The organism is Lactobacillus hamsteri DSM 5661 = JCM 6256 (assembly GCF_000615445.1).
Lineage (GTDB): Bacteria > Bacillota > Bacilli > Lactobacillales > Lactobacillaceae > Lactobacillus > Lactobacillus hamsteri.
Window position 1 is genome coordinate 36480 of sequence record NZ_BALY01000011.1, and the last position, 12046, is coordinate 48525.

Annotated in this window: 9 protein-coding genes; 2 read left to right on the top strand and 7 right to left on the bottom strand. The window is 36.4% G+C overall.

Features of this window, described 5'->3' with window-relative positions; genetic code table 11:
- Positions 1-12 precede the first annotated feature (12 nt).
- Both JCM6256_RS10345 and JCM6256_RS04295 read left to right on the top strand, forming a co-directional pair.
- Positions 13-819, top strand: a complete 807-nt coding sequence (locus JCM6256_RS10345; protein WP_025080554.1) for an Ltp family lipoprotein — start codon at positions 13-15, stop codon at positions 817-819.
- 131 nt (positions 820-950) lie between these two features.
- Positions 951-2153: a tyrosine-type recombinase/integrase gene (locus JCM6256_RS04295; RefSeq protein ID WP_025080555.1), complete on the top strand. Its 1203-nt coding sequence runs from the start codon at positions 951-953 to the stop codon at positions 2151-2153.
- A gap of 89 nt (positions 2154-2242) precedes the next feature.
- Here the strand turns inward: JCM6256_RS04295 and lepA are convergent, their stop codons facing one another.
- From lepA to abc-f, 7 genes are all read right to left on the bottom strand, one after another.
- On the bottom strand, positions 2243-4081 hold the full coding sequence (gene lepA / locus JCM6256_RS04300) for a translation elongation factor 4 (RefSeq protein ID WP_025080556.1): 1839 nt from the start codon (positions 4079-4081) through the stop codon (positions 2243-2245).
- Positions 4082-4184: 103 nt separating this feature from the next.
- Positions 4185-5408: an ammonium transporter gene (locus JCM6256_RS09725; protein WP_035438270.1), complete on the bottom strand. Its 1224-nt coding sequence runs from the start codon at positions 5406-5408 to the stop codon at positions 4185-4187.
- A 197-nt stretch (positions 5409-5605) separates the two neighbouring features.
- A complete protein-coding gene (gene dnaJ, locus JCM6256_RS04310) occupies positions 5606-6757 on the bottom strand; it encodes a molecular chaperone DnaJ (protein ID WP_025080557.1) in 1152 nt (383 codons plus the stop codon).
- 83 nt (positions 6758-6840) lie between these two features.
- A complete protein-coding gene (gene dnaK / locus JCM6256_RS04315; protein ID WP_025080558.1) occupies positions 6841-8694 on the bottom strand; it encodes a molecular chaperone DnaK in 1854 nt (617 codons plus the stop codon).
- Positions 8695-8719: 25 nt separating this feature from the next.
- Complete coding sequence (gene grpE / locus JCM6256_RS04320; protein WP_025080559.1) at positions 8720-9310, bottom strand: nucleotide exchange factor GrpE; 591 nt, start codon at positions 9308-9310, stop codon at positions 8720-8722.
- Positions 9311-9322: 12 nt separating this feature from the next.
- Positions 9323-10369 carry a heat-inducible transcriptional repressor HrcA gene (gene hrcA, locus JCM6256_RS04325; RefSeq protein WP_025080560.1) on the bottom strand — a complete coding sequence of 349 codons (1047 nt, stop codon included), beginning with the start codon at positions 10367-10369 and terminating at the stop codon, positions 9323-9325.
- 115 nt (positions 10370-10484) lie between these two features.
- The gene (gene abc-f, locus JCM6256_RS09730) at positions 10485-11987 is read right to left on the bottom strand and encodes a ribosomal protection-like ABC-F family protein (protein WP_035438271.1); all 1503 of its coding nucleotides are present in this window, start codon (positions 11985-11987) and stop codon (positions 10485-10487) included.
- Positions 11988-12046: the final 59 nt, after the last annotated feature.

Consider the following 12046-nt stretch of genomic DNA (forward strand, 5'->3'; position numbering starts at 1 on the left):
AAGGAGAAAATTATGGGCCTAAAAAAAGTAACGCTAACTAGTGCTATTGCGTTATTAAGCATTGGATTAGCTGGATGTAGTAGTTCTACTACTTCAAAACCTAAAAATATTAGTTTTAGTCAACTTTCTAGTAATAAATCTCGAAAGAAAGTAATAAATAATGACTTAGCTAAAAACCTTAAAAAAGAGCAAAAAAAGGCTAAGGATGGTAATGAAGACTACAATTACTCACTATATGTTTACAAAATTCAAACTTGGCAAGATCAAACCATAGCTGTAAATGTAGATAGAGCTAATTACCTAGAGCTTTCTACTAAAGAAAAAATTGCTGTTGGTCAAAGTATTAACGATTTAGTGAAAAAAGTTTTTAAAGAAAACTATGTTAAAGCTAAGAGTAGTTTCTTTATCTCTATTTACGATGAAGACGGAAATGTTTTAATTCCTGCTTATAATTATCAAACTTTCAAATTTAAATATAAGCAGGATCAAGAAGAAGCAGATAAGCCTGATATTCCTACAGAATATGAAAATGCTTTAGTAAAAGCTCAATCATATTCAGACAATATGTTTATGTCTAAACAAAAAATTTATCACCAATTAACTTCTCAATACGGAGAAGGATTTTCTAAAAAAGCTGCTAAATATGCTATCGATCATGTTAAAGCTGATTGGAATAAAAATGCTTTAAAGAAAGCAGAAAGCTATCAAAAAGATCAGCATTTATCCAAAGAAAGAATAAGACATCAACTTACTTCAGCTTATGGAGAGCAATTTACTGAGGCGCAAGCTGATTATGCTATCTCGCATTTAGCAGAATAGTAGTTAGGCTACCTAGCGTAGCCTTTTGTTTAACGCTCGCTGAGAACATACGTTTAAACGAATACAAAATAAAAAGGCTCGCCTGTCATTCAACAAGCGAGCTAATAAAAACTAGAAAGGAGGTGAACTATATGCCTAGAAGAAAAGATCCCGAGATCACCTCTTATACTCTGAAAGATGGAAAAACCTACTTCAGATTAAAGACTTATGTCGGAACTGATCCAGAAACAGGAAAGGCCGTTAAAGTTACTAGAAGTAAGCTTAAATCTCGTAAAGAAGCCGAAGCTTTGCGCAATCAGTTAAAAGCCCAAGGCGCTACTGCCGTTAAGAATGGTTTAGATATCAATAATAAACGAAAAACTGTAAGAGACGTTTACAAGGTTTGGATTGAAGTTGTTTCTTTAGACGTCCGCCCCTCTACGATTGGTAGATTGAAAGATACTTGGAAAAACCATACCGAACCCGAATTTGGAGATAACTTCATTGACAATATCTCCCCTGATCACATTCAAATATATGCTAATAATTTAGCCGAAAAGTACATAACCTATAAAAACATAGTAAATCAACTCCATAGGTTGATAAGGTATGCTATTTTTCGCCACTGGTGTAATCGTGACCCTTTTGATTTCGTGCTCATTCCTAAAAAGTCTAAACAAAAAAAGAAAGATACTTCTCATAATTTTTATGAAAAAGATGAACTAAAACACTTTTTAGAAGTTGCTAAGGACTACAATCCTATGAAGTATACTTACTTTTTAACGGTCGCTTCGCTAGGTTGCAGACGAAGTGAAGCTCTAGCCCTCAAGTGGACTGATATCGATTTTGATAATAGAGCAGTAAGAATTGAGCGCACAGTTTCTAAAGATGAACACAGACATAAACATATCGATGATGTTAAGAATGGAATCCATCATACTGTTCCGATGTCAGATAATTTATTTATGGTTCTAAAAGATTATCGAAAGCATGTTCAAGAAATTGGTGATACGTGCCAATGGGTATTCCATCAACAAGATTACAGCTACTATTGGCCCCAACAAACCGATATTTGGATTAAATACTTGTATAAGTTTGACAGAAAGCGCGTAGCTAAGTGGAATAAAGAGCATCCAAACGAAAAGCCGAAGCAGCCTTTACGCAAAATAACCCCTCACGGTCTACGGCATACTCTAGCTACTCTTCTTTATGATGGTAACTCAAGAATTAAGCCAAAAGACGTTCAATATATTTTAGGACACCGAACGTCAAAAACTGCTATGGAAATTTACACCCACGTAACTCAGCAGCAGAAGAAAGATATTAGAAGTTCGATCAATAATTTGGACTTTTAAAGTGCCTTTTACGTTAATTTTACGTAGATTTTTAAAATGGTATAAAAAAAGCACCGACAATCGTTGGTGCTTAAGGTTTTTAGCCATTTTTATTTACCTTTAATGTCATCGTCATTCATCTTAAGGACCGCCATGAAGGCATCTTGTGGTACATCTACCTTACCAACAGCCTTCATTCTCTTCTTACCACGCTTCTGCTTTTCAAGAAGCTTAGCACGACGGTCTGGGTCACCTGTATGAATCTTCCAAGTAACATCTTTACGATATGGTTTAATAGTTGCACGAGAAATAATCTTGGCACCAATTGCACCTTGAATATCAACTTCAAAGTTTTGACGTGGAATAAGCTTCTTAAGCATTGAAGTCATTTGACGTGCACGATCTTGGGCTTCTGATCTGTGAGCAATGAAGCTCAAAGCATCGATAGGTTCTTTATTAAGCAAGATATCGATCTTAACCAAATCAGTAGCACGATAACCTGTAATTTCGTAGTCAAGGGATGCATAACCTTTAGTTGATGATTTCAAATCGTCAAAGAAGTCAAAAATGATTTCAGCTAAAGGCATGTTGTAAATAACGTTAACTCGATATTTATCAAGGTAATCCATAGTGACAAACTCACCACGTTTTCTTTGACAAAGTTCCATTACAGGACCAACAAAATCATTTGGCACCATAATTTCTGCCTTAACGTAAGGTTCTTGAACTTCCTTATATTCACCGGCATCTGGCAAGTCAGATGGGTTATCGATAACCTTAGTTGAACCATCATTCATAATCGCATGGTAATCAACTGATGGTGCGGTCATGATCAAATCAAGATTAAATTCTTGCTCAAGACGTTCTTGAACAACATCCATATGAAGAAGGCCAAGGAAACCACAACGGAAACCAAATCCTAATGCTGTTGAAGTTTCAGGTTCAAATTCCAAAGCAGCATCGTTTAATTGAAGTTTTTGTAATGCTTCCTTTAAATCATCATAATCACGGTTATCAACTGGATACATACCTGAGTAAACCATTGGTGGAATTTGACGATAGCCAGGAAGTGGTTCAGCCGTTGGATTTTCAGCATCAGTAATAGTATCACCAACACGAGTTTCACGAACTGACTTAATATTAGCAGTCATGTAACCTACGTCACCGGCAACCAAAATATCCTTCTTAACTGGATGAGGACTTGAGACACCTACTTCGGTAACTTCATATTCCTTACCAGTATTCATAATTTTGATCTTATCGCCTGGCTTTACAGTTCCCTCTTCAACTCTGACTGAAAGAACAACTCCACGATAGTCATCATATTTTGAATCAAAAATTAATGCCTTGAGTGGAGCTTCCAAATCACCATCAGGAGCTGGAATATCTTGAACAATCTTCTCAAGCATATCTTGAATACCAACACCTGTTTTACCTGAAACAAGTGCAGCTTCAGAGGCATCAAGTCCAAGCATTTCTTCGATTTCTTCTTTGGCATTATCTGGATCTGCAGATGGCAAATCAATTTTATTAATGACTGGCAAAATTTCCAAATCATCATCAATAGCCAAGTAAGTATTAGCCAAAGTTTGTGCTTGGACACCTTGAGATGCATCTACAACCAAAAGCGCACCTTCACACGCAGCAAGAGAACGTGATACTTCATAAGAAAAATCGACGTGTCCTGGTGTATCGATTAAGTGGAAAATGTAGTCTTCACCATCTTTAGCATGATATTTAACTTCAACTGAGTTCATCTTGATAGTAATTCCACGTTGTCTTTCAAGTGGCATATCATCAAGCATTTGATTCTTAAGTTGACGTTCTGAAACAGTATCTGTCAATTCAAGAATTCTATCAGCAATGGTAGATTTACCATGGTCGATGTGAGCTACGATTGAAAAATTTCGAATATGTTTTTGATAATCTTTTAATTTATTAATATCCATAAAAGTGTTCACCCTTTACTATCTTTATTATTATAGCAAAGCTAACTACTTAGATAAAATATTAGAATAAAAAATCAGGACCTTATTTGTCCTGATTTCTTTTTTAATAACTAACTTTTTCATCATGTTCTGCAAGATCCAATCCTTGCATTTCTTCTTCTGGGCTAACACGAATTGCCATGAAGAAATTAAGAATTTTAACTATTAGCAAAGTTAAAATTGTTACAAAAATAATAGTAATTAAAGTACCTCCAGATTGTACTAAGAATAAGTGCCAGCCACCATTATAGAATAGGCCATTTTCTGGAATATCGGCATTTACTGACTTACTGGCAAATAATCCTGTTAAAATTGATCCCATAATTCCGGAGACGCCGTGACAACCAAAAGCATCCAACGGATCATCTAATTTAATTTTGTTTTTAGCGAAATTAATAAATAGATAACTGGCACATGTGCAGATTACCCCAATAAAGAAAGCCCCTGCGCCTGAAACATATCCAGCAGCTGGAGTAATTCCAACTAAGCCACAAAGCGTACCTGTACAAATTCCAATTAATGAAGGTTTGCCACGAAACTTTAATTCAAGAACTAGCCAAGTTAACATTGATGCTCCAGTTGCAATCGTTGTTGTTAAAAATGCCTGCAAGGCAACCTTGTTAATCGCAAAAGCTGAACCAACGTTAAAGCCATACCATCCAATCCATAGAATACTAGTACCTAATAAAACCCACGATAGACTATAATGCTCAGAAGTAACGTTTTCTTTAAGACGCGGGCCAACCGCAATTGAAAGAAGCAAAGCGGTAATTCCGGCATTAATATGGACAACTGTCCCACCAGCAAAATCAATCATTCCCATTTTAGCTAAAATACCGTCTGGGCTCCAAACCATGTGGACCATTGGATAGTAAACTAAAACTGACCAGATAACCAAAAATGAAAGGAGATATCTAAATTTCATTCTTCCTACCACAGCTCCAACAAATAAAGCCGGAGTAATAATTGAAAACATCATTTGAAAAAGTAAATAACTCGCATTAGTAATACCTAAGTCTTTAGAATACATTGCTGTTAAATCAACTTTAGATAGGAAAAAACTACGGTCAAAACCAAAAACTCCAAACACATTTTTTCCAAAAGCAATATTATAGCCAAATGCCGCAAATAAAATAATTGCTATTCCAGTAATCACAAAAACTGAAGCCATTGTGTTGACTACATTCTTTTTACTAACTAATCCGCCATAAAAAAATGCTAAACCCGGCGTCATGAAAAATACTAAAATTGTTGAAATCATTAGAAAAACTGTGTTTGCTTGGTTCATGGTTTTACCTCCTCTTTAATTGGTATAATAACTATACCAATTTGATAAAAGTGTCTATTGCAGTTGAAATATAAGTCTTGTATTTGATTACCAATTATACATGCAAATAAATATTTGTCTAGTGGTTTATTATAATTTAATTAAAAAAAGCAATGCTTCAAATGAAACATTGCTTTCTATCAATTAGAAATATCCGCTTATTCGCCGTTCAATTTATCTTTAAGTCTTTCAAAGAATCCTTTACCTTGTGGAGTGATTGATTCACCACTAGCCTTAACATAGTCAACTAAAGCTTGCTTTTGCTTTTCGTTAACTTTATTAGGAATTTTAACTTCAACAGTGGTAATTTGATCACCATTTCCGCCACCACGAAGATATGGTACACCTTCACCCTTAATAGTGAATTTCTTATTAGGCTGAGTACCTGCAGGAATCTTCAAATCCGTTTCACCATGAACGGTCTTAACTTTGATTTCGTCACCCAAAGTTGCCTGAGCAAATGAAATTGGAACAGTTGTATAAATAGTGTTGCCACGTCTTTCAAAGTCCTTAGATGGCTTGATACGATAACTAATATACAAATCACCGTAAGGTCCACCGTTCTTACCAGCTTCGCCTTGGCCTTCATAACGAAGTTGTTGGCCATTGTCAATACCAGCTGGAATATCAACTTCAATTGTATTCTTGCCTTCAACAGTTCCAGCACCATGACAGGTCTTACATGGATGTTCAATAATTACGCCTTTACCATGACATTTATCACAAACAGTTTGTCTTTGGATCACACCAAAAGCAGATTGTTGAGTAATTGTCATATAACCTGAACCATGACACTTATCACAGGTAATTGGATGAGTACCTTTTTCAGCACCTGTTCCGTGACAAGTAGAACAAGTTTCACTACGATTATATGAAACTTGCGTCTTCTTACCAGTAATGGCATCCATAAAGTCAATCGTCAAAGTATAATCTAAATCTTGACCACGTTGTGGGGCAGTTGGATCAACTCTTTGACGTTGACCGCCACCGCCAAAAATGTCATTAAAGATATCACCAAAATCGCTAAAGCCACCAAAACCTTGAGCTCCAGCACCACCGAAACCTTGGCCGCCAAAACCGCCTTGACCATTTACACCTGCAGCGCCGAATTGGTCATATTGTGCACGTTTTTGCTTATCATGCAAAACTTCATAAGCTTCATTAACTTGCTTATACTTTTCTTCAGCACCTGGCTCATGGTTTAAGTCTGGGTGGTATTTTTTGGCTAATTTACGATATGCTTTACTTATTTCTTGTTCACTAGCGTTGCGATCAACACCAAGAACCTTATAGTAGTCTTCTTGTGCCAAAATCTAAACTCCTCACATTCAAAAGAAAAGAACTACCCTTAAGCAGTTCTTTTCTTAATAGGTTATTTAAATTATAAACCCTTTTACTTATCTGGGTCTACCTTATGGAAGCTACCATCTTGGGTACCACCATTGTTACCATTTGGATTGCCACCTTGAGGGCCAGCTTGTGGACCTGCTTGACCAGCAGCACCTTGAGCTCCACCATTCTTTTGGTAAAGCTTAACTGCTAAATCTTGAGCAGCCTTGGATAAAGCGTCCTTCTTTTCCTTCATTTCATCCAAGTTGTTATCCTTTTGAGCCTTCTTCAAGTCTTCAAGAGCATCTTCAACTGGCTTACGGTCACTGTCAGCAAGCTTATCCTTAGTTTCCTTCAAAGTCTTTTCAGTAGTAAAGATCAATTGATCAACTTCGTTGCGAAGGTCTGCTTCTTCCTTACGCTTCTTATCTTCTTCAGCGTGTTCTTCAGCATCCTTTTGCATCTTTTGGATTTCTTCGTCTGAAAGACCGGATGAACTCTTAATAGTAATCTTTTGTTCCTTACCAGTACCCATATCCTTAGCAGATACATTTACAATACCGTTCTTGTCGATATCGAAAGTAACTTGAATTTGAGGAACACCACGTGGTGCAGGTGGAATATCAGTCAATTCAAAGCGACCAAGAGTCTTATCATCTGCGGCCATTGGACGTTCACCTTGCAATACGTGAACATCTACAGCTGGTTGGTTATCAGCAGCAGTTGAGAAGATTTGACTCTTTGAAGTTGGGATAGTAGTGTTTCTATCAATTAACTTAGTGAACACACCACCCATGGTTTCAATACCAAGTGACAATGGAGTAACATCAAGCAAAACGATATCCTTAACATCACCTGAAATAACACCACCTTGGATAGCTGCACCTAAAGCAACAGCTTCGTCAGGGTTGATTGAGTGGTCAGGTTCCTTGCCAGACCATTCCTTAACAGCCTTTTGAACTGCAGGAATACGAGTTGAACCACCGTTTAAGATAACCTTGTCGATGTCGTTAACAGTTAAACCAGCATCTGATAATGCGTTGTCAAAGGCAACCTTAGTCTTTTGTACCAAATCATCAGTTAATTCATCAAACTTGGCACGAGTTAAGTCAGCTTCAAGGTGAAGTGGACCTGCTTCGCCAGCAGAAATGAATGGAAGTGAAATGTGGGTTGATGATACACCTGACAAGTCCTTCTTAGCCTTTTCTGCGGCATCCTTTAAACGTTGCATTGCCATCTTGTCTTTAGATAAGTCAACACCGTTTTCATCCTTAAAGTTCTTTACAAGCCAATCAATGATACGATTATCAAAGTCGTCACCACCAAGGTGAGTATCACCGTTAGTTGATAATACTTGGAAGACACCGTCACCTAATTGAAGTACGGAAACATCGAAAGTACCACCACCAAGGTCGTATACTAAGACTTTTTCATCATTGTCATCTTTATCCAAACCATATGCCAAAGCTGAAGCAGTTGGTTCGTTAATGATTCTTTGAACATTCAAGCCAGCAATCTTACCAGCATCCTTAGTAGCTTGACGTTGAGCATCGTTGAAGTATGCAGGAACAGTAATAACTGCATCATTAACTTCTTCACCCAAGTAATCTTCTGAGAACTTCTTGATGTATTGCAAGATAAATGCTGAAATTTCTTGAGGAGTGTATTCCTTGTCGCCAACCTTTACCTTGTAACCTTCTTCACCCATGTGACGCTTAATTGAAACAATAGTGTTAGGGTTAGTAATAGCTTGACGCTTAGCAACAGCACCAACTTGCATTTCGCCATCTTTGAATGCAACTACTGAAGGAGTAGTTCTGTCACCTTCAGGGTTAGTAATAATCTTTGGTTCTTTACCTTCAAGAACTGCAACTGCTGAGTTAGTAGTTCCGAGGTCAATACCGATAACTTTTGACATTAAGTAAACTTCCTCTCTAAAGATTTTATTGTGCAACTACAACCATTGCTGGTCTAAGTGTACGATCTTTATATTTATATCCTTTTTGTAAAACCTGAGCAACGTGGTCTTTTTGATCATCATTTTCTGCTGCAACTGTTTGAACAGCTTGATGCAATGTCGGATCAAATTTTTCGCCATCAGCTTTGATTTCTTCGATGCCGTTATCTTTCAAACTCTTAACAAGTGAATCAAGGGTCATTTGAACACCTTTCTTCAATTGTTTAGAAGCATCATCATCAGCCTCAACGCTTAACGCACGTTCCAAATTGTCTAATGCAGGCAAAATGTCTCTGGCCAAATCTTGTGATTGATACTTGATAAGTTGAGCTCGTTCTTTAGAATAGCGGTTTTGCATATTCTGAATTTCTGCTTCGCTACGCAAGTAACGATCTTCAAGATCTTTATTTTTCTTTTGCAATTCAGCAATCTCGTCTTTCAACTTCTTGCTGTCATCTGTAACTGCTTCCGCTTTTTTATCTTCAGCTTGCTTAGGCTTTTTTTCCTTTACTTTAGCCTTAGGAGCAGTATCTTTTTCATCCAAGTTCTTTTCGCTTGGAAATTCTTCCTTACTCACGGCTATCCTCCTTTATTGGAATCTGCCATAGTAATCTAGCAACTTCTTGGCTAACTCATTTCTGAAATATTCTAGCAAGCCAATCATTTGCGAATATGGCATATTGGTTGGACCTAATAAGGCAATTGTGCCTTTACCATGTTCACCAACACTATATTCCGCGGTTAATAAACTATAATTCTTGAGCAGTTCATTTGGAAGCTCTGAACCAAGTCTTACTTGAATTGGAAACTTACTATCATTAGTAGGCGAATAATTCATTAAACTTGAAATCACATCATTTTGATCAACTAATTCATACAATGAACGCAGATCTTTGACATTTTGTTCTGAGCTGTTGTTTAACAAATTGATTTGTCCATCAACATACATCTGCTCACTAGCGGCATCTTTCAATACATCTTCTACCAAGCTTAAAAGCTCAGTTGCATGATCTCCGCCAAGTTCATGAGATGATAAACTTTGAAGAAGAGTTGGCGTAATTTGCTTTAAACTCTTCCCTACCAATTTATCATTAATCATCCGTACTGCTTTTTCAATTTCATCCCCATGAATATTATGAGGCAAAGCATATACTTGATTTTGTACGTTGCCATCACTAGTAACTAAAATTGCCATCACCTGACGGTTAGATAAAGGAACGATTCTAAAGCCTGTTACAGTAACACTGTGGCTTTCTGGTCCCTCTGCAAAAGCAGTATAGTTAGTCAAATCTGACAAAATCTTAGCTGCTTCTTGAACAATTTCATTTACTTGATGGAAAGGCTTATCTAATTGATAAACAATTTTGTTATAAACTGTTTCAGGCAATTGAAGTGGCTCAACTAGATTATCAAGATAGTAACGATATCCATCTGTTGAAGGAATACGTCCACTTGATGAGTGAGTCTTTTCAATTAAGCCCTTATCTTCAAGAACTGCCATTTCGTTTCGAATTGTTGCACTCGAAACCTTTATTGGTAATTGCTTCATCACAGTCTTTGAACCAACGGGTTCTTGCGTTTGTGTGAAGTCTTTAATAATCGTTTTTAGTATTAGTTCTTGACGTTCGGTCAACATAAATATCGCCCTCACTTTTAGCACTCATATCTCTCAGGTGCTAACAAATACTATTATACTAAAAATTAGCAGGATTGCAACCTGAGTGCTAATTTATTTTCAACTTTTTTCAAGTTTAATTAGTTAAACTTATCCTTTGATCTGCAACTTGCTCAATAAAGTACTTATCATGCTCAACCAAAAGCATTGCTGGCTTAACATTTCTAAGTAATTTAATAAGTTGATCTTGATTAAAAACGTCTAAATAATTGGCAGGCTCATCCCACAAATATAAATCTGCTGGTTCTACTAAAGACTTGGCCAAAGCGACACGCTTTTGCTGGCCCATACTCATTTCTTCAATTTTTGTAGAAAAACTATCACGCGGAAAACCCATTTTCTTTAAATTGTTAAGAAGTTCTTCATATGAAATCTTTTGATTTTTTGCAAATTCTTTTAACGTTCCCGTATATTCAGTGAAATCCTGTGGCAAGTAAGAAATCTGCAAGCCAGTTGTTAAAGCATATTTTCCTTGATAGCTTGCTTCTTGCGCCTGCCCTAATAATAGTTTCAAAAAGGTTGTTTTACCCGAACCGTTTTTGCCTTCAAGAGAAATTACGCCATGATTCTTAATAACTAAATTTAGGTCCTTAAAGAGTTGTTTATCTTGAATCTTCAAATTTAAGTGCTGAGTTTCAAGCAAAGTATGATGATAATTTGGTTGGAAATTTATGCTTAGATCAGGGGCATTCTCAATGTTAGTCATCAAGCCTTTCTTATTATTGATGGCTTTATCCATTCTTCGCTCAACATTTTTTGAGCGTTTCATTATTTTGGCAGCCTTATGACCTAAAAATCCTTTATCTAAATCTGGAATAAGTTCTGTCTTTTTGTGATTTTTGGCATTTTTCTTACTTTCGGACTTATTAGAAAACCCTTGAATTCTAACGCGACTCTGATTTAAAGTGCTAATCTCGCTTTTCAACTTAGCATTTTTCTCACGATTAAATTCATCACGTTTACTCTTTGTATCTTCATAAGCAGCGTAACTGCCCTGATATAAATGAATTTCAGTATTTTCAATTGCCAAAATATGGTCAGTTACCTGATTCAAAAAATCACGATCATGGCTGACTACAATATAACCGTTATCATGCTTTTGAAGATATTCTGCAATATGCCTACGAGCATCTTCATCTAAGTGATTAGTAGGCTCATCAATCAATGGAAAACTATCTTTATTAGTAAAAGATAAAGCAAGCAAAACTTTAGTCTGTTCACCGCCACTTAAAGTATCAAATGGCTGCCACAATAAATTAGGATCAGCATGCATCAAATTAAGTTCACGCTCAAGCTCCCATTGTTCAAAATCAACTTGCCCTTGCAATTCATATAAAGTAATATTTTCAGGATCATTTATTTCAACTGGAAAATATGAAAAACTCAATTTAGTTTGGATTTGACCTAAACCATGAAGCTTATTTCTCAACAAATTAAGAAAAGTGGTTTTTCCCCGACCATTCCGTCCAACTAAACCTAATTTCCATGAACTATCCAAATTTAAATTTAAGTTGTCAAAAATATTGCTGCTAGCATCATCATATCTAAAAGAAAGGTTTGTAATTTTAATATTGCTCATACAATCACCTCACGAAAAAGAGCCTACACTTTTAGCAAGCATAGACTCTCTTCTTTTCT

Bases quoted from the DNA above. Each gene is read 5' to 3' on its own strand.
- JCM6256_RS10345 (WP_025080554.1), top strand. From the start codon at position 13: ATGGGCCTAAAAAAAGTAACGCTAACTAGTGCTATTGCGTTATTAAGC.
- JCM6256_RS04295 (WP_025080555.1), top strand. From the start codon at position 951: ATGCCTAGAAGAAAAGATCCCGAGATCACCTCTTATACTCTGAAAGAT.
- lepA (WP_025080556.1), bottom strand. From the start codon at position 4,081: ATGGATATTAATAAATTAAAAGATTATCAAAAACATATTCGAAATTTT.
- JCM6256_RS09725 (WP_035438270.1), bottom strand. From the start codon at position 5,408: ATGAACCAAGCAAACACAGTTTTTCTAATGATTTCAACAATTTTAGTA.
- dnaK (WP_025080558.1), bottom strand. From the start codon at position 8,694: ATGTCAAAAGTTATCGGTATTGACCTCGGAACTACTAACTCAGCAGTT.
- hrcA (WP_025080560.1), bottom strand. From the start codon at position 10,369: ATGTTGACCGAACGTCAAGAACTAATACTAAAAACGATTATTAAAGAC.
- abc-f (WP_035438271.1), bottom strand. From the start codon at position 11,987: ATGAGCAATATTAAAATTACAAACCTTTCTTTTAGATATGATGATGCT.